The sequence below is a fragment of the Pseudomonas sp. AL03 genome, from assembly GCF_029960815.1.
GTDB lineage: Bacteria > Pseudomonadota > Gammaproteobacteria > Pseudomonadales > Pseudomonadaceae > Aquipseudomonas.
On the sequence record NZ_JASBRE010000030.1, the window covers coordinates 31,981 to 55,956 of the forward strand.

Genomic DNA, 23,976 nt, shown 5'->3' on the forward strand with positions numbered 1-23,976 from the left:
GCCCTCCGAGCCATTCATCACTTCTTCCAGCAGCGTACGCCATAACGCCAGCGAGGCTTGTTGTCTTAAACAATGGGAAGCGGGAGACAAGCACCCCAGTGGCATGGCGCTGAAGTTGCTGAGCATCGTTCAGAAACACGGTCTTGAGATACTGGCCTGAAGAACCGCACTGAACCCTGACGAACGGTACAGGTCGATTAGCTGTAGGCTCACACGAGCCAACTTTAAATCAGGAGCTACCCCATGGACTTTATTCGCATCATCATCGCCATTCTATTGCCGCCACTGGGTGTGTTTCTGCAAGTCGGTTTCGCCGGCGCGTTCTGGCTGAATATTCTGCTGACGTTGTGCGGTTACATCCCTGGGATCGTGCATGCGGTGTACATCATCGCCAAGCGCTGAGTTTCGCGGGCAAGGCTTGCCCGCGAATGGAGCGCTGCGATTTCATTCCGACAGCGCCATCACCCTTCGATAAAACAACCACTCCTGCTCCAGTGCGTGGGCCTGATTGCCGGCCTTGCGAAAGCCATGGCGTTCGTCAGCGTAATAATGCGCTTCAACCAGAATGCCGTTGTCCTGCACCGCCGTGACCATGTCGCGGGTCTGTTGAGGAACCACCACGGCGTCCAGTTCACCCTGAAAGAAAATCACCGGCACACGGATGTTGCCCGCATGCAGCAGTGGTGTTCGTGCAGCGTAGCGTTCGGCATCCTGCACCGGGTCGCCGATCAGCCAATCCAGATAATCGCCTTCGAACTTGTGGGTCGTCCGGCCCAGTGCCGCCGGATCACTGACGCCATACAGGCTGGCGCCAGCGCGGAAGACTGTGTGAAAAGCCAGCGCACACAGTGTGGTGTAGCCGCCGGCACTGCCGCCGCGAATAAACGCCTTGTTACCGTCGATCAGTCCGCGTCCGGCAAGATGAGCGACGACTGCGCAGGCATCCTCCACATCCACTTCGCCCCAGCTCAAATGCAGCGCTTGTCGATAAGCCCGGCCATAGCCACTGCTGCCGCGGTAGTTGAGGTCGGCCACAGCGAAGCCGCGTTGTGCCCAATACTGGATGCGCGGATCGAGCATCGGGTAGCAGGCCGAAGTCGGGCCACCGTGGATAAACACCACCAGAGGCGGTTTTTCCTCACGGTTCATCGCGGGATAGAAAAAGCCGTGTGCCTCGCCCGAACCGCTCGGGTAGCGCAGGGTTTGCGGGACGCTGATCTGTTCGGCGGGCAACGGTGCAACACCGCCAGCCAATGTTTTGACCTGCCGGGTTTGGCGGTCGATGGCAATGACTGCCGACGAACTGACTGGCGAGGCGGCGATGCAGTAAATGAACCGCTCATCCAGCGCGAGATGGCGGAACCGGCTGTAATCGCCAGTGAAATCTTCACGGGAGTCACCACAAAGACCCAGTCTGCCAAACCCGTTTTCGGTCCAGCTTGCCAGATAGCTGCCTTCGCTCAGCGGCAACCAGGTGCTGCCACCCAGCTGCCATGGCGCTGGCCCATGATCGGCAGCGGCACTCGGTAGCGGTTTCAGACCGTCTGTCGATTCCACCCAAGGCTGCCAGTAGCCGCCGCGATCAGTCAGGCAAAACAGGCGGCTACTTGCATCGAACCTCGGTTGTTGCAGCGATTCCTCAGCGTCTGCGCCAGCCACGCAACGCGGCAGAGCAAAACTGCCATCGTTCTGGCGTTCGGCAACCATCAGGCGAGTCGCGGTCCATGGTTGATCCGGACGACTCCACTCAATCCACGCCAGTCGTTGCGCGTCGGGACTCAACGTCGGCGCGGCATAGAAGTCGGCGCCTTCGGCCAGCAGATGACGTGCGCCGTCAGCCACATCAATAGCCACCAGGCGATGCCGATCGCGGTTTTCTTCAACCGCCAATACCTGCCCATCAGCGAACTGCAGATCGCCGTATCGGCATTCGCCTGAGCTCAGCAACTCAGGTGTTTCGCCTGCCAGCGATTGCCGATACAGCTGTTGGTCCGCCTCGTTGACGAACACGATCCCGTCATCGGTCAGACAAAACGCTCCACCGCCATATTCGTACACCCGACTGCGCGCACTGAAGCCCGCTGGCGTCAGGCAATGCGCCTGGCCATCACGCCAATGCCAGATCCGGCAGGCGGCGTCCTCGGGTCGGTACTCGTTCCAGAACAAGCCGTGCCGGCCGACCTGCAACTCGGCGAAGTCGATGCCGGCCGCGACAGCCCTGGCAGCGCTGAAGGGTTCAACTTTTAGCGATGAGTCGTGAATTTCGTTCATTGCGAAAGGCCAGTTGTTCGATGGTCTGGGTCGCGTGCTCGGCTTCTTCGCGAGCCTTGAGGATCACGCCGTGATGTTCCGACTTGCTGCACACCGGGTCGGCATTGCTCGCGTCCCCCGTGAGCATGAATGCCTGGCAGCGACAGCCGCCGAAGTCCTTTTCTTTCTCGTCGCAGGAGCGGCATGGCTCGGGCATCCAGTCGTAGCCGCGGAAGCGGTTGAAGCCGAACGAGTCGTACCAGATGTGCTGCATGCTGTGGTCGCGCACGTTGGGAAACTGCACCGGCATCTGTCGGGCGCCGTGACAGGGCAGGGCGGTTCCGTCCGGCGTGACCGTCAGAAAAATACTGCCCCAACCGTTCATGCAGGCTTTCGGGCGCTCTTCGTAATAGTCCGGGGTGACGAAAATCAGTTTGCACGGATGCCCTTCGGCTTCCAGTTTGGCGCGGTATTCGTTGGTGATGCGTTCGGCGCGGACCAGTTGTTCCTTGGTCGGCAACAGACCGACCCGATTGAGCTGGGCCCAACCGTAAAACTGGCAAGTGGCGAGTTCCACAAAGTCCGCCTCAAGGGCGATGCACAACTCGATGATCCGGTCGATCTTGTCGATATTGTGCCGATGGGTTACGAAATTCAGCACCATCGGATAGCCATGGGCTTTCACTGCGCGAGCCATTTCCAGCTTCTGGGCGAAGGCCTTTTTCGAGCCGGCCAGCAAGTTGTTCACGTGCTCGTCGCTGGCCTGAAAGCTGATCTGAATGTGGTCCAGACCGGCCTTCTTGAAGGCGCTGATTTTCTGCTCGGTCAGGCCGATGCCTGAGGTGATCAGGTTGGTGTAGAAGCCCAGCTTGCGCGCCTCGGCAATCAGCTCGGCGAGGTCCTGGCGCACCAGCGGTTCGCCGCCGGAAAAGCCCAACTGCGCCGCGCCCATCTCCCGTGCTTCGCGGAACACCTTGATCCACTGTTCGGTGCTCAGTTCTTTACCTTGCTCGGCGAAGTCCAGCGGATTGGAGCAATACGGGCATTGCAGCGGGCAGCGATACGTCAGCTCGGCGAGCAGCCACAAAGGCAGACCGATTTCGGGCTTGGGCGGTAACTTGTCTGACGCGGAATCAGGCAAGTTCGATCCAGTGCTGAGCACGGGCGACCTCCATGAATTGCTCGATGTCTTCACCGAGCTCAGGCACGCCGGGGAACTGCGCGCCCAGTTCGGCGATGATCGCCGCGACATCACGCTCGCCATCGATCAAACCGCCGATCAGCGCGGCGCTTTCGTTGAGTTTGATCATGCCTTCCGGGTACAGCAGCACATGACCTTTCTGCGCCGGTTCGTACTGGAAGCGGTAGCCGGTACGCCAGGTTGGGGTCTTGCTGCGATCGAAACTCATAAGGTGATTCCTTTGTGCCAAACCCGTTGTTCGGTCACGCTGTGGTACGGCGGGCGATTCAATTCGTAGGCCATGCTCATGGCATCGAGCATGCTCCAAAGAATGTCCAGTTTGAACTGGAGAATTTCCAGCATGCGCTCTTGGCCGACCCGCGTCGTGTAGTGCTGCAAAGTGATTGCCAAACCGTGTTCTACATCACGGCGCGCCTGACCCAGGCGGGTGCGGAAATACTCGTAACCGGCCGGATCGATCCACGGGTAATGCTGCGGCCAGCTGTCCAGGCGCGACTGGTGGATCTGCGGCGCGAACAGTTCGGTCAGCGAGCTGCTGGCGGCTTCCTGCCAACTGGCCCGGCGGGCGAAGTTGACGTAGGCGTCCACGGCAAAGCGCACGCCGGGCAGTACCAATTCCTGAGAGCGCAGCTGATCCGGGTCGAGGCCGACGGCCTGGCCCAGACGCAGCCAGGCTTCGATGCCGCCGTCTTCGCCGGGGGCACCGTCATGGTCGAGCAAGCGCTGAATCCACTCACGACGGATTTCTCGATCAGGGCAGTTCGCTAGAATCGCGGCGTCTTTCAGGGGAATGTTCACCTGATAATAGAAACGGTTGGCGACCCAGCCCTGGATCTGTTCGCGCGTCGCCCGGCCTTCATACATCGCCACGTGATACGGGTGATGGATATGGTAGTAGGCGCCCTTGGCGCGCAGGGCGGCTTCGAATTCGGCGGTGGACATTGCTGTGTCAGTCATTTCGGTTCTCCGGGAACAACCGGTTGATTCTGAGGTGTCAGTTCGGACGCCTTCGCGGGCAAGCCTCGCTCCTACATTTGGAAGGCATTCCTCTGTAGGAGCGAGGCTTGCCCGCGAAGGGGCCATCCGCTACAACACAATACTCATGCCGTCGTAGGCCACTTCAACATTGCGCCGAGTCAGTTCTGCACGCTCAGGCGAATCCTCATCGAGAATCGGGTTGGTGTTGTTGATGTGGATAAGCACTTTGCGCTGCTTGGGCAGTTGTTCCAGCACTTCCAGCATGCCGCCGGGGCCGTTCTGCGCCAGGTGGCCCATTTCCCGACCGGTACGAGTGCCGACGCCACGGCGCTGCATTTCGTCGTCATCCCACATCGTGCCGTCCACCAGCAGGCAATCGCTGCCGGCCATGATCTCCAGCAGCGGTGCGTCGACCTTGCCCAGGCCCGGTGCGTAGAACAGTTTGCCACCGGTGTTGAGGTCTTCGACGATCAGGCCGATGTTGTCGCCCGGGTGTGGGTCGAAGCGGTGCGGCGAGTACGGCGGTGCGGCGCTGCGCAGCGGCAAGGGGGTGAAGCGCAGGCTCGGACAGGCCGGGATGGTGAAGCTTTGGTCAAGTTCGATGCGGTTCCAGGTCAGCCCGCCGTTCCAGTGGGTCAGCATCGGGAACAGTGGGAAACCGGTGCTCAAGTCTTCATGGACCATGTCGGTGCACCAGACCTGGTGCGGGCAACCTTCGCGCAGGCTGAGCAGGCCGGTGGTGTGATCGATCTGGCTGTCCATCAGGATGATCGCATTGATGCCGGTATCGCGCAGGGCGCGGCCCGGTTGCATCGGGGCGAAGCTCTGGAGCTGGGCGCGGATGTCCGGCGATGCGTTGCACAACACCCAGTTCACGCCGTTATCGGAAATCGCGATGGACGACTGGGTCCGCGCCTTGGCCCGCAGGCTGCCGTTGCGAAAACCTGCGCAATTCACGCAGTTGCAGTTCCACTGGGGGAAACCGCCCCCGGCGGCGGAACCTAGAATCTGGACGAACATGGGTGCTCCATCATTTCAACGCTGAAAACAAAAACGCCTCGGCAAACCGAGGCGCTGAACCAAGCTTTCTACCTAAACGGCAGAACTTAGCGGCTTGCGAAGTACATGGTGACTTCAAAGCCGATACGCAGGTCGGTGTAAGCAGGTTTGGACCAGGACATAGGAGCGCTCCTTCAGGTGATGGGACAGTTGAGATCTATACATATAGTCCACCTCCCGCCGGAGATGTTCAGATAGTTAGGTGGCTATGTTACTCAAAATTACAGGGCGATTGGCCGGGAATCTTTGAGAAAGCTAATTGCAGCACCGGTAATGATCATTTTACCGCTTGCCAAAGCGAGGCTGGGCACGGTCCGCTGGCCAGGCAGCGCCAACCACCTTCTGCCTGATTCAGTCGATGGGCTGCGGCCAGTAACATTTCACGGTCGATCATCAGAATCGTCTGCGGCAGAAGCTCCAGGTAATCCGACGAGTGGCCAGCCAGTTTGCTTTGCCAGAGCAGTTCGGCAACCTGGGCATCGGGTAGTGCCGCACTATCGAATTGATCGGCCAGTGCCTGGCGTTGGTCGATTAAGGTCACGTCATCGATGTCGTTGATCATCCCGGCCAAATCGCTCAGGAAATGTTCAATGTGTTCCAGCAGGTCCAGAGGCGCGACACTTGGAGATTGCACGCCGAACAGTAGCGCGGTCTGTCCATGGATCTGCCGCAGGGCGCTGAACACCGCATAACCGAGCTGCAGTTCGACCCGCAGGCGTTGGTAAAACGGCGTCTGGCAGAGGTGAGCCAGCAAGCGCCAGGCGGCTTCGTCAGCGATGTCCTGGGTTGCGGTCGGACAGAAGAGCAACAGCGCGTGTTCGCTGGACTCGGTATCGACAGCGCTCCAGAGACGCTGCGTGCTTATCGGGGAGGGCGGCGTCAGTTGATTGTCCGCAGTGCCGGGCACACGACTCAAGACAAGGCCTATCGCCGCTTGTGTCTGGGCGGACAGACCGGTCGCCAGACCATCCCAGCGCGCGCTCGACCAAAGCTGCATCAAATCGCCCGAATCGGCAGTGCGCACAAGGCAATGATCGGGCAGCGCTTTAAGCAGCTGTCGAATCGGCATCAGCGCAACGCTCGTCGGCTCTTCTTGCGAGAAATCGTCATCAGGTTTTGTCAGTTCTTTCAGCGCATGTTCGAGGACGGTCGGCATCGGCTCCTGTAGCCCGGTCATTTTCAGTAGCCATTCATTGCCTGATGCGCTGAAGGAACAATCGACACCTGCCTGACGAGCGTCTTCACGTAATGGCTGAAGACGGTTTTCCAGGCTCGCCTGAAGGTTGCTACGAGGTGCCGAGTGCAGACGCCAGCGCAGGTAAACGGCACCTTCGGCAGTGTTATCCGGCAACGCCTGACTGAACTGCATGGGCGAACGTTCGCGACGGCCTCTCGAACGATCCTGGGCAAAGGTCCGCAGGCCTCGGTGTTTACTGGTCTGGCCGCGGATCAGTCCGGCACTCGGTGCCGGGGCCTCGGCGCGCAAAAACGGATTGGGTGTTGGCAGTTGCCATTGGCCGGTGAAGTTATCCACAGCGCCGATTTGTTTCAGTATTTCCTTGAGCGCTGTAACGCCCGATTCGGATAACCCGGCTTCGCGCTGTTCGCTGTCCAGTCGGGCCAGTTGCAGGGCGCCCCTGACTTGCTGCTGGCGTTGCAGCAGGGCGGCGTATTCTTCGCGCAACCTGGTCCAGGGTTGCTGCGAGGCAAAGAATCCAAGCCAATCCAGTAGCTGCTCGCGGATTCCGGTGGGCGTCGCTTTGGCAGGCAACGTGAGTTCAATGTGCAACAAGGCCTGACCGGCGAACTGATACAGCGGCGCGGCTTTCAGGCTGTCAGCCAGCCCGCGCTCACGCAATTGCGCGAGCAGGCCACCGGGTTTCGCGGCGTTCAGCCAATGACACAGAAACGCCAGCGCTTCGGACGATGAATCCGGCAACGCTTCGAAGGTAAACAGCTGATCCAGTCGGCGCGCTCCAGCTTGTTGATAACTTTTGTCCGTAAAATCCATCAGCGATGGAGGCGCTTGTTGCGGGACCTTTTCCCCTATGGGAATAGCAGCGCTAAAGCTCTCAGCCATCGCCCTCAACTCATCGAAACTCTGCGGCCCGGCCAGGCTCAAGGTCATCTGCCCGGTCTGGTAAAACCGCTGATAGAAATCCTGCAAGGCTTGCTGAAACTCAGGTTGCGGGACCGGCAGGCTGTAGCGGTTGCCGGCATGAAACGCCCGCAGTGGATGCGCCGCTGAAAGACCGTCGAACAGCGCGAATTGCTGCTGAGCGGCCGTATCCCGAGACCATGCGACAAATTCTGCGTGCAGCACTTCCCGTTCCCGCAATTGATCGTCCGAAGTCATACGCGCATGAGCGAGCATATCCGACAGACGCTCCAGTCCCCCGGAAAACGCCTGAGGCGGTAATTCGAAAAAGTAGTCCGTGGTGCGTTCGCTGGTCTTGGCATTCACCTGACCGCCATGACCCTGGACGTAGGCCATCAGCCCAAGGCCAGCGGGAAAGCGCTCTGTACCGAGAAACAGCAAGTGTTCGAGAAAGTGCGCCAGCCCGGGCCATGCCAGCGGCACGTCATGGCTGCCGACAGCGACTCGTAACGCAGCAGCACTGCGCTTCAAATCGGGCACATGACGCAACGTCACCCGCAGACCGTTGGCCAGGGTTTCAGTGTGAAGGTGGGGGTGGTTCAGCGCAGGCATGAGCACTTCCAGAACAGAGAAGCGCTAATGCTAGCGGATCAGCGCTTGTTCAGCTCGCTGTAAAGCTCGGGACGACGATCAAGCAGATAGCGATTGGCAGCGCGGGAATTGACCATCAACTGTCGATCCAGCTCGCCCACAATCAACGCTTCATCCAGCCCGGCCTGGGCGATACGGCTGCCATCCGGTGCGGCGATGCTGCTCTGGCCGCAATACTGGATCTCGCCTTCGATGCCGCAATAGTTGGCGTAAGCCACATAGCACTGGTTTTCGAAAGCCCGGGCACGGACGGTGACATCGGCAACAAAATCGAAGGGAATCATGTTCGCCGTCGGCACCAAAATCAGCTCGGCACCGGCCAGGGCCAGGCGCCGGGCGTTTTCCGGGAACTCCATGTCGTAACAGATCAGGAAACCGAGCTTCCAGCCATTGAGCTCGACCAGCGGGAAATCATCCCCTCCGGCGCTGAACATCGAGTGATCGAGGTCGCCGAACAGGTGAGTCTTGCGGTAGTTGCACAACCGCTCGCCATGAGCGTCGATCAACTGTACGGCGTTGTAGATCTGCCCGTCCTCCGCACGCTCGGGGTAGCCATACAAAATGGCGATCCCGGCCGTCTTGGCAATGCGCGCGATCTGTTGCGCCGACTCACCGTTGTGCACCTCCGCCAGCACGCTGACCGCGTCGTGGCCGATGTTGTAGCCGGTCAGGAACATCTCCGGCAGCACCAGCAAATCGGCGCCTTTGGCCTCCAGCGCCAGTTGATGCAGACGTTGCAGGTTGCCAGCAACCTCCAGGGGCAGCGGTGGACATTGGTAAAGGGCTACGCGCATTTCGGATTCCTCTTACTCGGGCAAGGCGATCGGACCGATTTCGTTGAACACATCTCCTGGACCCGGATTCTCGGCGTGAGTTTCACCGCCGAAGTGTTTCATGATGCCCCACACCGCGTTAAGCGAGGTCTGCACCGCGCCTTCGACCCAGGCCGGCGTCCACGAAACGTCGTCGCCGGCGATGAAGATGCCGCGCTGCTCGGCCGGCATGTCGGTCTGCATGAAGTGCGCGTACATGCGTTGGTTGTAGCGGTAATGGCCGGGCAGGGCGCCTTTGAAAGCACCGAGGAAATGCGGGTCGGCTTCCCAGGACACGGTGATCGGATCGCCGATGATCCGCGCGGCGATGTCGACTTTCGGGTAGATCTTTTTCAACGCATCCAGTGCCAGCTTCACGCGCTTTTCCACCGGGTGCGGGAGCATTTTCAGCGCGTCGCTCATCCACGAGTACGACAGGCAAATCACGCCGGGCTTGTCGTCGCCGTTGTCGAAGAGGTAAGTGCCGCGGGTCAGGCGATCGGTGAGGGTCATGCTCATCAGGTCGCGGCCGGTTTCCGGATCCTTGTCCTTCCAGAACGGCCGGTCGACCATCACGAAGGTTTTCGACGATTGCATGTAGCGCGTGCGGTCGAGGGCCATCCACATTTTTTGCGAGAACAGGGTTTCGTCGCATTCGATCTGGGTGGTCAGCAGCCAGCTTTGGCAGGTGGTCAGTACAGCCGCGTATTCGCGTGTGTCGCCGTAGTTGTCAGTGACCGTAAAACGGCCGTTCGGTGCGTGGGCGATTTTTTTCACACCGGAACGCGGTGCGCCGCTGTGCAACGAGCTGAGACTGGTGCCTTCAGGCCAATGCACGCAACGCTCCGGCACATGACGCCAGATGCCCAGCGGCACTTGTTCCACGCCACCGACCACCAAGTGCTGGTGATCGTCACAGTTGGTCATGACCACACGGAAGATTTCCAGCATCGAGTTCGGGAAGTCCGAGTCCCAGCCGCCGGTACCGAAACCGACCTGGCCGAACACTTCGCGATGATGGAAAGAGAGCTTGGCGAAGGCTTTGGAAGTGGCAACGAAGTCATAGAACGTGCGGTCGTCCCACAGCGGAACGAGGGTGTTCCACAGCTCTTTGAGGCGCGGTACATCGCGGTCGCGGATCGCTTGCTGGATGTCAGAGAACTGCGAACCGGCTTCCAGCGCATCAGCCCAGGCATCGGCGACTTCCTGGAACAGTGCAGGAAGATCCGCCAGTTTCTGTGCGTAATGGGTCTGGCCTTCGAGGTCGATCACCGTGCTGCCCGAGGCAGGTGTCAGCGGGTTCGGGAAGGGTTTGGTTTGCAGGCCTAGCTTGTCGACGTAGTGATAAAACGCGGTGGACGACACCGGGAAACGCATGCCGCCGAGCTCGGCGACGATGCCTTCAGCGCCGTTGAATGCCTGGGAGCGCAGACGACCGCCCATCTTCGAGGCTTCGTAAACGACGGGTTTGAGGCCCAGTTTCATCAATTCGTACGCCGCCACCAGGCCGGCGATGCCGGCACCAACAATCGCTACCTCGGCGCCGTGATTGTGCGAAGGAATGCTGCCCAGGCCGGCCGGGTGTTCGATCCAGTCGTCGAAGGCGAAAGGAAAGTCCGGGCCGAAAATGGTGACTGGTTTTTTACCGTCTGCAGGATGGCGATTGTTCTTGTTCATGGCTGACCTTGCTGGCGACCCGACGCGGGATGCGCATCTGAGTATAGGAAAAGATGGCAGCCATTCTAGAGAGCTTAGAACACGTTAATAAGACGCAATGTGTCGTCGTTTTGCTTGTAAATACTGCAATTTGACGAGCGCAACGAGCAAATTGGATTAAACCGGCTGGCCGCGATCAATCTTGCTGCTGAGAATGATTGAGGTCGTGGTCTTCTCTACGCCATCCACGCTGCCAATTTGATCGAGCAACTGATCCAGCTGCTCAGGTGAATCGGTGCGCAACCACGCCACATAATCAAATTCGCCACTCACCGCACACAACTGCTGCACCTGAGCCATCGCACTGAGACGTCGCAACACTTCCTTGCCCGAGCGCGGTTGCACCGTGATCCCGACATACGCCTGCAAGCCGCCATCCACGACACGTTGACCCAAGCGCACGCCGTAACCGGTGATTACTCTGGCCTTTTCCAGCCGAGACAGTCGCGAAGTGACGGTGGTGCGAGCGATGCCCAATTGTCGCGCGAGCATGGCGACGCTCTCGCGGGCATTGATTTGCAGGGCTGCAATCAACTGGCGGTCGATTTCGTCAAGAACGGGTGGGCGAGTGTCAGGCAAAGGTCGTCTCCAGCGGCACAGATCAATGGGTTGGCATGTTACAGGCACAGCCCGCGCAGCGCTCGGGGGGGGGTGAAACAGGTGTAAACCTATTTCAGGACTAGACATGGACACCACCAGAGCACTCGTAGTCGAATGCGACATCAAGGGATGCGAGGCGATTGAAATGACGAACAAGATGCCCCCCGCTATACGGGACCATGCATTGCAGATTGCCCATCACGAAATGGGGCATTACGTCATGGCCCGAGCCCTGGGGTTTGTAACGGGCGGCGTGACCCTGACAGTGACCATGGACTTAAGGCATCAAGGGGGCGCTTCCATCACCTTGGTGCGATCCATTTCGTCGATAGACGCGATGAAGGAGCATTTGGAAGCCCGGATGATGGTCCTCCTTGCAGGCGCTATGGGGCAGACATTACCTTCAAAACATTCGGCCGAAAAACGCGTCGATAAGTCGAAAGTGATAGCCATCCTCAAAGGAGAGCTTGGGGCGGAACAGGACTACGCAAAAATAAGGGAATTAAGGCACTTGCTGCGCAATATTGCCTACCCCAATACGGATCTGGCGTCGTCTGATCGCGTAACGGCTGAGCTGAAAGAGATTACCGATCGCGTGTGGTTTCGGACTCAAGAAATCGTAGAGGAATTGGCCGATACGATTATCGGATTGGCAGGAGCACTGGTGGACGGCATGGTCATCGTGGAGCAGTGGGGTAGGGCGGCGGATACGTATGAGGTCGTGTTGACGGGGGAAATGCTTGAACGGATGTGGCCCGTGCAGGCTAGCTGATAGGGACGCCGCCGCGGACGTTGAATAGCGCTTGGTTCGAGCGATAAATCAAAGGGGTGAAGCCGATGGTTTCAGTTCTGAAGGTTGGGACGAGTCTGTTTTGCTCATGGTGTATCTCCTAAGCTTGAGGAGCTGCCACGTTCGTTTCCAAGCGAATGGGTGGCAGCTGTGCGCAGGTTGGAAACCGGGAGCCTAGGAAACCGGCACGTCCGAAGACGTCCCACGCACAGCCGCCATGACACAGGGATTGCAGCCGTAAAACGTCTGCGGTCATGTTGGGCGCGTTGTTGCGATTCGCTCGTCGGGTTTCCAAGCCCGATCGCTGAATGGTCAGCGACGTCCGGAGAGTATCCCGTCGAAGAAAAGCACAACATGGCAGCAAAGCGCCAAAATGCAAGTTTCAGAGCTTGCCTACAAGGTCTGCGGGCGTCATCCGACTTAGCGACACGCGAAGCAAACTGAATTAAAACGTCAGGTACGAAAAAGCCGCGCATTGCGCGGCTTTCTTGTTTGGTGGGCCCAGTAGGACTCGAACCTACGACCAAGGGATTATGAGTCCCCTGCTCTAACCAACTGAGCTATAGGCCCTCAGTAGGCCGCGGATTATAGCGACGGTTTCTCCGCTGTGCTATCCGAAAAGTCTGAAATGGCTATACGAAGAAACGTCGCGGAAAATTCGTCGGGTGGCAAGGGCAGGCTGACGATGTAGCCCTGGATCTGTTCACAGCCTTCGGCAGCGAGAAATTGCTGCTGCGCGAGGGTTTCGACGCCCTCGGCAATGATGGTGAATTGCATGCTGCGGCCCAGGGCGATGATGGCGCGAACGATGGCTGCGTCGTGGGGATCATCCGGCAGGCCGCGGACGAAAGACTGGTCGATCTTGAGAATGTCCAACGGCAGACGTTTGAGGTAACTCAAGGACGAGTAACCGGTGCCGAAGTCGTCGATCGCCAGTTGCACACCCAGGTGTTTGAGTTGGTGCAGTACTGCCAGTGCTTCTTCAGCCTGGCTCATGATGAAGTTTTCGGTAATTTCCAGTTGCAGGAAACCGGGCTTGAGGCGGTTGTCCTTGAGCAATTGTTCGATCCGGCCGAGCAGGTTCGGCTGACGCAACTGAGCGCCCGCGAGGTTGACCGACAGCGGGCCGACGGGTTCGTACACCTGATTCCACTCAAACATCTGCCGGCAGGCGGTTTCGAGAACCCAATCGCCGATTTGCAGGATCATGCCGTTTTCTTCGGCCAGCGGAATGAAGTGCTCCGGCGGCACATCGCCGAAGGTCGGGTGGCGCCAGCGAATGAGCGCTTCTGCCCCGACCAGGCGATGGTCGACCAAGCTGATCTTCGGTTGATAATGAAGGTGCAGCTCATTGCGCTCGATCGCGCGTCGCAGTTCATGTTCCAGTGCCACTCGCTCGCTGGCTTGAGCGGTGAGGTCGCGGGTGTAGCTTTCGACCCGGTTGCGACCCTTGGCCTTGGAGCGGTACATGGCCGCATCGGCGTTTTTAACCAGCGTGGCGACGTCGCAGCCATCCTTGGGATACAGGCTGGTGCCGATACTGGCGCTGATAAAAAACTCATGTTCGCCGGCCTGGAACGGTGCGCCGAAGCAATTGAGCAACTTGGTCGCGATGTTGTCGGCGTCACTGGATTGCTGCAGGCCGGGCAGCAGGATGATGAATTCGTCGCCGCCCAGGCGCGCCACAGTGTCGATGTCGCGCAACTGTTCCTTGAGGCGCACGGCAATGCCCTTGAGCAGCAGGTCGCCGACAGGGTGACCCAAGCTGTCGTTGATGTGTTTGAAACGGTCCAGGTCCAGGAACAGCACCGCGCCCTGGCCGCCGTTTTCCTGTTGGTTGTTGAGCGCAGTCAGCAATCGGCTCTCGAACAGCGTGCGATTCGGCAGGCCGGTCAGCGGGTCGTGGTGTGCCTGATAATCGAGCTTGGCCTGGGCGTGTTTGAGGCTGGAAATGTCCGCGAACACTGCGACAAAGTGGGTGACAAATTTGTCCCGGTTGCGCACCGCACTGATGGTCAGCCAGCTCGGGTAGAGCTCGCCATTCTTGCGCCGGTTGGAAATTTCGCCCTGCCAATGACCTTCGGCGGTCAGCTGATGCCACATGGCGGCATAGAACGCGCTGTCGTGCAGGCCCGAGGCGAGCAGGCGAGGGGTGTGACCCAATGCTTCGCTTTCGCTGTAGCCGGTGATTTCGGTAAACGCACGATTGACCGCGCTGATGTGCTGTTGAGTGTCGGTGATCAATACACCCTCGGCGGTGCTCTCGAATACTGTGGCGGCCTGTTGCAGTTTCTCCTGCATCAGGTGTCGCTCGGTGATGTCCCGGGCGATGGTCAGCATGCAGTCTTCATCGCCGATCGGCAGCGGACGGCTGGACACCTCGCAAAGGCGGATCTGCCCGTCGCTGCGGCGTATATGGCAACTGAAGTCGCGGACGAAACCGTCCCGGTGAAGCAAATCGAGCATCTGTTTGCGTTCGTTGAGGTTGACCCAGATCCCCAGCTCGAGGACGGAGCGATCCACGGACATCGCGCTATTGAAACCGGTAATGCGACTGAAACCCTCATTGACCTCAAGCAGTAAACCGTCGCTCTGTCGGGACAATAGCAAACCGTCGGGGGAGGCATGGAAGGCCTTGGCGAATTTCTCTTCGGAGGTCTGCAGCTGTTGCTGGGTTTCCTTGAGTTGGCTGATGTCCCGCACGACCACCACCAGCGCAGGGGTTGTATCGAGGTCGAAAGGTTCTGCGGAGATCAGGCCGGTAAATACCTGGCCATTGTTGCGGCGAAAGGGCATCTCCAGGTTACGGATGCTGCCGGCCTGCAAACGCTGCAACAAACCCGGCCCGACGCCGGGTATGCCCCAGATGTTCAGGTCGGTGGCCGTCTGGCCGATGACGTCTTCGGCCTTGAGGCCGATCTGTTCTTCGAACGCTTCGTTGACCTCCAGCAGGCAGCCGTCGGAGAGCCGCGCGATGACTAGAATGTCCGGGCATTGCTGGAAGACCGAGGCAAACTTCTGTTCCGACAGGCGCAACGCCTCTTCAGTGCGCTTGGCTTCGCTGATGTCGATCATCAGCCCGCGCATCACCGGTTCATGGCCGTGCTCAATCAGGCTGACGATATCGCGTACCCAAATGCAGCGGCCATCGGCGGTGATGACTCGGTAATCGAGGCTGTGATCGCGCCCGGCCAGTACTTCGTGATCGCAGAAGGTCTGGGCGCGAGTCAGGTCGGCCGGGTGAATAATGTTGCGCCAGAAGCCCGGAATCAGCCAGTGAGACAGGGGGTAGCCGAGTAGATCCTCGGCATGGGGCGACACATAGCTGTAAGTGAAATCGCTGATCCGCGCTTCCCAGGCGATGGCCGAAAGGCTCTCCACCAGCCCGCGGTAGTGGTATTCGCTGCTGCGCAGTTCTTGTTCCAGATCGACCCGACGGGCAATTTCTGAACTCAGTCGGCGGTTGATCCGGAGAACTACTGCCAGCACGATGATCAGCACCAGCAACCCCGGTAGACCGTAAACCAGCAGATCGGTCCAGAAGGTTCGATGATCGAGAACGTTGCCGACCCAATGCTCCTGAATGGCATTGATTTCGTCCGGGGTCATGTCGGCCAGGACTTTATCCAGAATGCCGACCAGCAATTTGTTGTCCCGAGGCACGCCCATGGCCAGTTGGTAGCGATAGGGGGTTTCGCCGCTGACGTAGAGCCCGTCGAGCTTGAGCTGGCGCAGGCTCCAGACGCTGGAGGCGAGATCGCCTACCACTGCGTCCACTTCATCGGTTGCCAGCGCTTGCAGCGCTGAGCTGACATTGGGCATCGCCACCAGATTCAGGTCGGGATTGTGGGTGCGCAACAGCTCGTGGGGGGCGTAGTTTTCCACCACGGCGATTTTCAGGCCGTACAGGTCTTCGAGATTGCGTGGTTGGGGGCCTCCGACATGGGCAAGGATGACAATCGGAAAGTCCAGGTAGGGGCGGGTAAATGACAGGTAAGTCTGGCGCTCCGGTGTCGACATGATGCCCGGCAACAAGTCGAGCTTGGCTTGTTTGGCCTGCTCCAGGACGACTGTCCAGCTAACGGGCTCGATGGGCGTCAGCTTGATGGCCAGGCGTTGGCGAATCAGGTCGATATAGTCTGCCGCAAGGCCCTGATAGCGGCCTTGATCGTCGCGAAACTCGAAGGGAGGCCATGACGCATCGACACCCAGGCGTAAATCCGGGTGTGCCGCCAGCCAGCTACGTTCTTCGTCGGTCAGAGTCAGCGCGCCAGCCGTTGCGGTCCAGGTCAATAGCGACAGCAAAAAAAGCACGGTCGGCAGTCTGGGCATAACGGTCTCGTTATGGCTCGGGGAGTGTTTCGAGTGTAGACGGGCAATTCGGCGGGAGCGAAGTGCGGGGGATATTATCTGCATAAAGCAAAACCCCCGGCCTGGGCCGGGGGTTTAGTTATTACTCGTCGAGGAAGGAGCGCAAATGCTCGCTTCTCGTCGGGTGGCGCAGCTTGCGCAACGCCTTGGCTTCGATCTGACGAATCCGTTCACGGGTCACGTCGAACTGCTTACCAACTTCCTCGAGGGTGTGGTCGGTATTCATGTCGATACCGAAGCGCATGCGCAGAACCTTGGCTTCACGGGCAGTGAGGCCGGACAGAACTTCGCGAGTCGCTTCTTTAAGGCTCTCAACGGTGGCGACATCGATTGGCGACTGCATGGTCGAGTCTTCGATGAAGTCACCCAGGTGGGAGTCTTCGTCATCACCGATCGGGGTTTCCATGGAGATCGGCTCTTTAGCGATCTTCAATACCTTGCGGATTTTGTCCTCAGGCATCTCCATGCGTTCGCCCAGCTCTTCCGGGGTCGGTTCGCGACCCATTTCCTGCAACATCTGGCGAGAAATGCGGTTGAGCTTGTTGATCGTCTCGATCATGTGCACCGGAATACGGATGGTGCGGGCCTGGTCGGCGATCGAGCGAGTGATCGCCTGACGGATCCACCAGGTGGCATAAGTCGAGAATTTGTAGCCACGACGGTATTCGAACTTGTCTACCGCTTTCATCAAGCCGATGTTGCCTTCCTGGATCAGATCGAGGAATTGCAGACCACGGTTGGTGTACTTCTTGGCGATGGAGATCACCAGACGCAAGTTCGCTTCTACCATCTCTTTCTTCGCGCGGCGGGCCTTGGCCTCACCGATCGACATGCGACGGTTGATGTCCTTGATCTCGGCGATCGTCAAACCAGTTTCGGTTTGCAGCGCGGTCAGCTTCTGCTGGCAACGAATGATGTCCGGTTGCAGGCGACCAATGGCTTCAGCGTATTTGCTTTTGCCTTTGGCCAGTGCGTCGGTCCAGCTTTCGTCGACTTCATTGCCCGGGAACTGGCGCAGGAAGTCGGCACGCGGCATACGAGCATCACGAACGCACAGTTGCATGATCGCGCGCTCTTGCTGACGCAGACGATCCAGGGCACTGCGAACACGCTCGACCAGGCCTTCGAATTGCTTCGGAACCAGTTTGATCGGCATGAACAGCTCAGCCAGGAGCACCAGCTCGGCAATTGCCAGCTTGTTGCCACGGCCGTGCTTTTTCAGCGCCTTGCGGGTGACTTCCATCTGATCGGAGACAGCACCAAAGCGCTGTGCAGCGATGACCGGATCCGGACCGCTTTCGGCTTCTTCTTCGTCATCAGTCGTCGCTTCGGCGTCATCGTCTTCGGTGTCGTCGTCCGCTTTCACGGCTTTCGGATCGACAGGCGGTGGCACTTCCGCTGCAGGCGGCGCAATGCCGTCGTCCGGGTCGATATAACCGCTCAGGACGTCGGACAGGCGGCCACCTTCGGTGGTGACGCGAGTGTACTCGGAGAGAATATGGTCAACCGTGCCAGGGAAGTGCGCGATTGCGCCCATCACTTCACGGATGCCCTCTTCAATACGTTTGGCGATTTCGATTTCGCCTTCACGTGTGAGGAGCTCTACCGTACCCATTTCACGCATGTACATGCGCACTGGGTCGGTGGTGCGACCAATGTCGGTCTCGACCGCTGCCAACGCTGCCGCTGCCTCTTCGGCCGCGGCTTCGTCGGTATCGGCGTCGGCCAGCATAAGGGAATCCTTATCTGGCGCAACCTCGAATACGTTGATCCCCATGTCATTGATCATGCGGATGATGTCTTCCACCTGTTCCGGATCTGAAATATCCTCCGGCAGGTGGTCGTTGACCTCCGCGTAAGTCAGGTAGCCCTGCTCACGACCAAGTGTGATCAACTCTTTGATACGAGACTGCTGTTGCGCTTTTCCGGACATAACACCCTATCCACTGAAGGTCTTGGCGGGCAAAAAACAAGCCGAGGATTATACCTGAGCTATGACCTCACGCGCCAGTTGAGGTCGGGTCTGATACAGCCATATTGCGTTTTAATAGGTCGCGCATCTGATTTGCGATCTGAATTGCTTCCTCCGCAGTCAATCCTGGCTGCCTTGCTTTTCTGATAAGTACTTCCAGGCTATCTGTGTGTTGACTTGCCGATAACCTAGTAATGGTGTCTAAAAACTGTTGTTCAAGGTTGTCGCCTTCAATCAGCCACTCCTTTTCCGCTAAAGCCTTAAGCAGGCGCCCCTGTTCAGTCCCATGCCAGCGCGCCATTAGCTGGATAGAGTTTAGCTTAGGATTTTTCTGCACGGCCCCGATGAGGGCTACCAGCAGTTGCGCGTACGTGTTGCTCTCATTCGCGAAGTGATCGGCGGTTTCTACCTTGCCCGCCAGCTCCGGATGATGAATGAGGGTGCGCAGCGCTATCAGCGTTGGGGCTTCGACTGCAATCGGTGTGCGTGGGGCGCTGTGTTGGTCGCGATCACCGCCACGTTTACCGTTCTTGTCCCACGGTTTCTTGTCCCACTTCTTGCCGCCCGCACCGGGTTTCTTCGGCGTCCAGTCCTGCTGCGGCCCGTACATCTCTTGTGCCTGCGGCTGATGGTAATCGCTGTAATCCGACATGGCGTCGTAATCGATACCCGGATCGTAAGCCGGTGGCGCTTCCTGAGGCGCGCTGTGCACCAGTTGGCTCACGGCCTCACCGCTGAGCCCGGTAATTTCGGTCAGGCGCTGACGCATCAGGATTCGCAGGTTGGCGCCCGGGACTTTGTCGATCAGCGGCGCGGCGAGGGTGGCCATGTGGGCCTTGCCTTCGAGCGAGCGTGGGTCTGATTCCTCGGTCAGCTGTTGAAAAAAATAATCCGCTAACGGTTGGGCGTGCTGGTTAATCCGTGCGCGGAAGGCGTCAGTGCCTTCGGAGCGGACCAGTGTGTCCGGGTCTTCGCCCTCGGGCAGGAACAGAAAGCGTGCGCGCCGCCCATCCTGCAAGCTCGGCAGTGCCGCCTCCAATGCCCGCCAGGCGGCATTTCTGCCTGCCTGATCTCCGTCGAAACAGAACAGCACGTTGGGCACGACGCGAAACAGCCGCTTCAAGTGTTCTTCGCTGGTGGCGGTGCCCAAGGTCGCGACAGCATTGCGCAGGCCTTGCTGTGCGAGGGCGATAACATCCATGTAGCCTTCGACGACGATGATTTCGTCGAGGTTGCGGTTGTTCTTGCGCGCTTCATAAAGGCCGTAGAGCTCCTGGCCTTTATGGAAAACCGGGGTTTCCGGTGAGTTCAGGTATTTCGGTTTGTCGTCGCCCAATACCCGGCCGCCGAAAGCGATGATTCGTCCGCGGCTGTCACGGATCGGGAACATCACGCGATCGCGGAAGCGGTCATAGCGTTTGCCGGTTTCGGCATTCTCGATCAGCAGACCAGCATCGATCATGGCTTTTTGTTGCAGGGTATCGCTGCTCAAGTGCTTGAACAGGTTGTCCCAGCCGGGCGGGGCGAAACCGAGGCCGAAGTCCCGGGCGATCTCGCCGGTCAGCCCGCGTCCTTTCAAATAATCCACAGCTGCTTTGCGCGACGGATGGCTTTTCAGGGCCTGGCGGTAAAAGTCGGCGGCGGCGGTGAGCAGCGGGTAGAGCGGCGAATCGGTCGGCTGCCGCGGTTTGTGCGGCCGTCCGCTTTCTTCGCGGGGGATTTCCATTCCGGCGGCTTTGGCCAGTTCTTCGACAGCCTGGACGAAATCCAGGTTGTCGTGGTCCATCATGAAGCCGAGGGCGTTGCCGCCAGCGCCGCAGCCAAAGCAATAATAAAACTGCTTGTCGGGGCTGACGCTGAAGGAGGGGGTTTTCTCTTTGTGAAACGGGCAGCAGGCGGTGTAATTCTTGCCAGCCTTTTTCATCTGCAAGCGCGAGCTGACCACATCGACGATGTCGGTGCGGTTCAGAAGGTCGTCAATGAAGCTCTGGGGAATTAGCCCGGCCATGGCGTTCTCGTCATCTGCGCTGCAATGAATCCGAAACGAAGAGCGGCTGAGCGCGGGTCGTTGTTTGAGGCGCGCAAAATATGCGGCTCGACCAGTGTCGTCTGCGTAATCGCTGTCGGGAAGTGTATCTGCCGAAAATCCACTGACGTTAGTACCAATCAGTATTCGACTATTTGAAAGTGTTGCGCTGAATCCGGCTGCGGCCTGTCGATGGCCTCGGATAGCTCATAAGCTGGCACGCAAGAAGGTGCCTTGGGCTGATCGTCGTTAGAGGAATCAGTGGGTGTGCTCGTCAGTAGCCTTGGAAGGCTCGTCAGAAAAGACGTGCACTGCTGGCAAAAGAGCCAGGTCTGACGCTGTGAAGCAGATTTGTCTCGGTCGCGTGTGCGGCTTTGACGGTGAAGCATCGAGCGTTGTCCGCAAATGCCATTAGCCCGGCTGAGGGCCGGGCTTGGCAGAAGCTTGCTACGAACGTCTGTGTATTAGTACAGACGAACGGCGCGGCGCTGTTCGCGCTGAACTTTCTTGGCGTGACGCTTAACAGCGGCTGCTGCTTTGCGCTTACGCTCAGAAGTAGGCTTCTCGTAGAATTCGCGGCTACGAACTTCAGCCAGTACACCGGCTTTTTCGCAGGAGCGCTTGAAACGACGCAGAGCTACGTCGAAGGGTTCGTTCTCTTTTACTTTGACGGCTGGCATCCAGAGCTACCTTCATTCATTACCGGGGTCAACATCCTCGTGGCAAAAGAGCACTTGAAGACGTCGGTTTTTAAGGGTTGCGGATGTTAACCCCTCATCGCTCGGAATGCAAAGCCTCTGATCGAAAACCGCTAGTCGGGGCATCCCATGGCGACTATTATGCGCGCCTTCGAACTTAGCCTAAACAAGGCGCAAACCCATGCTAGTACTGGGATTAGAAACCTCCTGCGACGAAACCGGTGTCGCATTATATGACAGTGAACGCGGCCTGCTGGCCGACGCGCTGTTCAGCCAGATCGACCTGCACCGCGCCTATGGCGGGGTAGTGCCGGAGCTGGCCTCGCGTGACCACGTCAAACGCATGCTGCCCTTGATTCGTCAGGTGTTGGCCGAAGCTGACTGTGTGCCGACCGAGATCGACGCCATCGCTTATACCGCGGGTCCTGGCCTGGTCGGTGCCTTGCTGGTGGGCGCCTCCTGCGCGCAGGCGCTGGCCTTCGCCTGGGGCATTCCGGCGCTGGGTGTGCACCACATGGAAGGTCACCTGCTGGCGCCCATGCTGGAGCCGCAACCACCGCAATTCCCGTTCGTCGCTTTGTTGGTGTCGGGCGGTCATACGCAGCTGGTTCAGGTCGACGGGATCGGTCAATACACGCTCTTGGGCGAGACCCTCGACGATGCCGCCGGTGAGGCTTTTGACAAGACCGCGAAGATGATGGGCCTCAATTATCCGGGTGGCCCGGAAATCGCGCGCCTCGCGGAGCAAGGGGTTGCAGGGCGTTTCGTCTTTCCGCGCCCGATGTGCGACCGTCCAGGGCTGGCTTTCAGCTTCAGTGGCTTGAAAACCTTCGCCCTGAACACCTGGCAGCAAAGCGTCAGCGCCGGGGACGACAGCGAGCAAGCCCGTTGCGACATCTCGCTGGCGTTCCAGCAGGCCGTGGTGGAGACTTTGACCATCAAGTGCAAGCGTGCCCTGAAACAGGCGGGCATGAAGCGTCTGGTGATCGCTGGCGGCGTCAGCGCCAACAAGGCACTGCGCACTTCACTGGAAAAAATGCTCGGCGACATGAAGGGCGATGTGTTTTATGCCCGTCCGGAGTTCTGCACCGACAACGGCGCGATGATCGCGTTTGCCGGCTGCCAGCGCTTGCAGGCCGGTCAGCACGAAAGCCTGGCGATCAGCGTGCAGGCGCGTTGGCCGATGGAGCAATTGTCGGCACTGTGATGACGTGCGGGATGAGCGGCGCTCATGCCCGGTATTTAAAAATGCCGTTCGCGCCCGGCAAACAGGTCGCGTAGATTGCCGCGATGGCGCCAGACGATCAGTCCCGTGAGTGCGCTCATGGGCAGCAGTGCCGCCGGTTCTTGCCAGGCCAGCAGCGGCAGGGTCAGCGGTGTGGCGATCAATGCGGCCAGTGAGCTGGTGCGGGTCAGGTAGAACGTCAGCAGCCAGGCGCAGACCGCCAGCAGTGCAGCAGGCGGGTAGAGGCCCAGCAGCATGCCGGCAGCGGTGGCGACACCCTTGCCACCGCGAAAGCGAAAGTACAGCGGGAACAGGTGGCCGATGACGGCGCTGACGCCGATCCAGGCCTGTTCTTGCAGCGAAAGGCCCGCGATGCCTGCGATCAGCACCGGCAGCAGGCCTTTGCAGAGGTCGCCGAGCAAGGTCAGGACGGCAAGTTTCTTGCCGGCCAGGCGCAACATGTTGGTGGCGCCGGCATTGCCCGAGCCACTCATTCGCGGATCGGGGTTACCGGTCAGGCGGCTGAGCAAAATGGCGAAGGACAGAGAGCCGAGCAGGTAGGCGAGGATCGCCAATAACCAAAACATGCTAACTATTCCGGGCGAGGACGCCCTGATTCTAACGGCGCAATGCGCCCTTGTCGTGCAGCGGAGAAAAGTGCTTGGACAGAGTGTTTATCGAGGGCCTGGAAGTCGACACCGTGATTGGTGCCTACGACTGGGAGCGAGGCATCCGACAGTGCTTGCGTCTTGATCTGAGCTTCGCTTGGGATAATCGCCCAGCCGCCGCCGGTGATGACCTGACGCTGGCGCTCGATTATGCGAGCGTTTCGTCGCGCATCCAGGCTTTTTCCGAGCAGGCGCAGTTCCAGCTGGTCGAGACCTTCGCCGAACGTCTGGCTGAAGTGCTGATGAGCGAATTCAAGATCACCTGGATGCGCCTCAAACTGACTAAGCCAGGTGCGATCCCGGCTGCCACGGGTGGTGTGGGCGTGGAGATCGAGCGCGGATGTCGCTGACTCAGGTGTATCTCGGGCTCGGGAGCAATATCGAGCGTGAATCCCATTTGCAGGCTGGCCTGGAAGCCTTGGCAGGTTTCATGGTGGATATACGCTGCTCGGCGGTGTTCGAAAGCCAGCCGGTGGGGATCAAGAGCGGGCCGTTCTTCAATTTTGTGGTGTCGGCGTTTACCGATTTACCGCTGATGGAACTGGATCGCCGGTTGAAATTCATCGAGGCGGACAACGGCCGTTATGCACCGGACCGCAAGGGTTTGCCGCTGGATATCGACGTGCTGCTGTTCGGCGATCTGGTGGGCAACTTTGATGGTTTGATTTTGCCGCGGGCAGAAATTCTGAAAAATGCCTTCGTGCTGTGGCCGTTGTCGCTGATTGCACCGGATCGAGTGCATCCGGGGGTAGGTAAAAGCTTCGCTATGTTGTGGCGCGAGGCGCAGATTGATCAGGTGTTGGCGCCGGTGGCGTTTGAGTGGCGCGGTGAACAATTGACCCCTTCAAATCTGCGTTGACC

The 23,976-nt window shown here is 59.1% G+C and carries 20 protein-coding genes, 1 tRNA gene and 1 pseudogene; 6 read left to right on the forward strand and 16 right to left on the reverse strand.

From position 1 onward, the window contains the following. Positions 1–64 precede the first annotated feature (64 nt). Together QK293_RS23000 and QK293_RS23005 are read left to right on the forward strand one after the other, a co-directional pair. Positions 65–160, forward strand: a pseudogene (locus QK293_RS23000) (transcriptional regulator); the annotation flags it as partial. Positions 161–243: 83 nt separating this feature from the next. Beyond that, the gene (locus tag QK293_RS23005) at positions 244–402 is read left to right on the forward strand and encodes a YqaE/Pmp3 family membrane protein (RefSeq protein ID WP_007904205.1); all 159 of its coding nucleotides are present in this window, start codon (positions 244–246) and stop codon (positions 400–402) included. Positions 403–444: 42 nt separating this feature from the next. Here the strand turns inward: QK293_RS23005 and QK293_RS23010 are convergent, their stop codons facing one another. From QK293_RS23010 to QK293_RS23055, 10 genes are all read right to left on the reverse strand, one after another. Continuing rightward, a complete protein-coding gene (locus QK293_RS23010; RefSeq protein ID WP_282381415.1) occupies positions 445–2,271 on the reverse strand; it encodes a S9 family peptidase in 1,827 nt (608 codons plus the stop codon). Next, positions 2,237–3,391, reverse strand: coding sequence for a pyrroloquinoline quinone biosynthesis protein PqqE (gene pqqE / locus QK293_RS23015; RefSeq protein WP_282381454.1), 1,155 nt, complete (start codon positions 3,389–3,391; stop codon positions 2,237–2,239). Before pqqE ends, QK293_RS23010 begins: the two co-directional genes overlap by 35 nt. Beyond that, positions 3,384–3,659, reverse strand: coding sequence for a pyrroloquinoline quinone biosynthesis peptide chaperone PqqD (pqqD, locus tag QK293_RS23020; RefSeq protein WP_282381417.1), 276 nt, complete (start codon positions 3,657–3,659; stop codon positions 3,384–3,386). The genes pqqE and pqqD overlap by 8 nt, the downstream gene beginning before the upstream one ends. Then, on the reverse strand, positions 3,656–4,408 hold the full coding sequence (gene pqqC / locus QK293_RS23025) for a pyrroloquinoline-quinone synthase PqqC (RefSeq protein WP_282381419.1): 753 nt from the start codon (positions 4,406–4,408) through the stop codon (positions 3,656–3,658). Before pqqC ends, pqqD begins: the two co-directional genes overlap by 4 nt. Positions 4,409–4,537: 129 nt before the next feature. Next, positions 4,538–5,449, reverse strand: coding sequence for a pyrroloquinoline quinone biosynthesis protein PqqB (gene pqqB, locus QK293_RS23030; RefSeq protein ID WP_282381421.1), 912 nt, complete (start codon positions 5,447–5,449; stop codon positions 4,538–4,540). Between the two features lie 86 nt (positions 5,450–5,535). After that, complete coding sequence (pqqA, locus tag QK293_RS23035) at positions 5,536–5,610, reverse strand: pyrroloquinoline quinone precursor peptide PqqA (protein ID WP_009045898.1); 75 nt, start codon at positions 5,608–5,610, stop codon at positions 5,536–5,538. A gap of 155 nt (positions 5,611–5,765) precedes the next feature. Next, positions 5,766–8,198, reverse strand: a complete 2,433-nt coding sequence (pqqF, locus tag QK293_RS23040; protein ID WP_282381423.1) for a pyrroloquinoline quinone biosynthesis protein PqqF — start codon at positions 8,196–8,198, stop codon at positions 5,766–5,768. Between the two features lie 38 nt (positions 8,199–8,236). Next, positions 8,237–9,031 carry a carbon-nitrogen hydrolase family protein gene (locus QK293_RS23045; protein ID WP_282381425.1) on the reverse strand — a complete coding sequence of 265 codons (795 nt, stop codon included), beginning with the start codon at positions 9,029–9,031 and terminating at the stop codon, positions 8,237–8,239. Between the two features lie 12 nt (positions 9,032–9,043). Further along, positions 9,044–10,726 (reverse strand): NAD(P)/FAD-dependent oxidoreductase, encoded by a 1,683-nt coding sequence (locus QK293_RS23050; RefSeq protein ID WP_282381427.1) that lies wholly within the window; start codon positions 10,724–10,726, stop codon positions 9,044–9,046. 156 nt (positions 10,727–10,882) lie between these two features. Next, on the reverse strand, positions 10,883–11,344 hold the full coding sequence (locus QK293_RS23055) for an Lrp/AsnC family transcriptional regulator (protein ID WP_008027020.1): 462 nt from the start codon (positions 11,342–11,344) through the stop codon (positions 10,883–10,885). A gap of 166 nt (positions 11,345–11,510) precedes the next feature. On the opposite strand from QK293_RS23055, the gene QK293_RS23060 reads away from it, so the two are divergent. Then, complete coding sequence (locus QK293_RS23060) at positions 11,511–12,137, forward strand: peptidase M41 (protein WP_282381460.1); 627 nt, start codon at positions 11,511–11,513, stop codon at positions 12,135–12,137. Positions 12,138–12,648: 511 nt separating this feature from the next. Here the strand turns inward: QK293_RS23060 and QK293_RS23065 are convergent. The 5 genes from QK293_RS23065 to rpsU form a co-directional block, all read right to left on the reverse strand. Beyond that, positions 12,649–12,725 (reverse strand) — tRNA-Ile (locus QK293_RS23065). Between the two features lie 15 nt (positions 12,726–12,740). Continuing rightward, positions 12,741–16,487, reverse strand: coding sequence for an EAL domain-containing protein (locus QK293_RS23070; RefSeq protein ID WP_282381434.1), 3,747 nt, complete (start codon positions 16,485–16,487; stop codon positions 12,741–12,743). Between the two features lie 121 nt (positions 16,488–16,608). Continuing rightward, complete coding sequence (gene rpoD, locus QK293_RS23075; protein ID WP_282381437.1) at positions 16,609–18,459, reverse strand: RNA polymerase sigma factor RpoD; 1,851 nt, start codon at positions 18,457–18,459, stop codon at positions 16,609–16,611. 67 nt (positions 18,460–18,526) lie between these two features. Next, positions 18,527–20,506: a DNA primase gene (dnaG, locus tag QK293_RS23080; protein WP_282381440.1), complete on the reverse strand. Its 1,980-nt coding sequence runs from the start codon at positions 20,504–20,506 to the stop codon at positions 18,527–18,529. 482 nt (positions 20,507–20,988) lie between these two features. Further along, complete coding sequence (gene rpsU / locus QK293_RS23085; RefSeq protein ID WP_002551877.1) at positions 20,989–21,204, reverse strand: 30S ribosomal protein S21; 216 nt, start codon at positions 21,202–21,204, stop codon at positions 20,989–20,991. 199 nt (positions 21,205–21,403) lie between these two features. Between rpsU and tsaD the strand changes: the two genes are divergently transcribed. Continuing rightward, positions 21,404–22,429 (forward strand): tRNA (adenosine(37)-N6)-threonylcarbamoyltransferase complex transferase subunit TsaD, encoded by a 1,026-nt coding sequence (gene tsaD, locus QK293_RS23090; protein WP_282381444.1) that lies wholly within the window; start codon positions 21,404–21,406, stop codon positions 22,427–22,429. A 35-nt stretch (positions 22,430–22,464) separates the two neighbouring features. On the opposite strand, the gene plsY is transcribed toward tsaD, so the two are convergent. Continuing rightward, entirely contained in the window at positions 22,465–23,034 is a 570-nt protein-coding gene (gene plsY, locus QK293_RS23095) for a glycerol-3-phosphate 1-O-acyltransferase PlsY (protein ID WP_282381447.1), read from the reverse strand. A 74-nt stretch (positions 23,035–23,108) separates the two neighbouring features. On the opposite strand from plsY, the gene folB reads away from it, so the two are divergent. Both folB and folK read left to right on the forward strand, forming a co-directional pair. Beyond that, on the forward strand, positions 23,109–23,465 hold the full coding sequence (gene folB, locus QK293_RS23100) for a dihydroneopterin aldolase (protein WP_282381450.1): 357 nt from the start codon (positions 23,109–23,111) through the stop codon (positions 23,463–23,465). Beyond that, the gene (gene folK, locus QK293_RS23105) at positions 23,456–23,974 is read left to right on the forward strand and encodes a 2-amino-4-hydroxy-6-hydroxymethyldihydropteridine diphosphokinase (RefSeq protein WP_282381452.1); all 519 of its coding nucleotides are present in this window, start codon (positions 23,456–23,458) and stop codon (positions 23,972–23,974) included. Before folB ends, folK begins: the two co-directional genes overlap by 10 nt. The last annotated feature ends 2 nt before the right edge of the window (positions 23,975–23,976 follow it).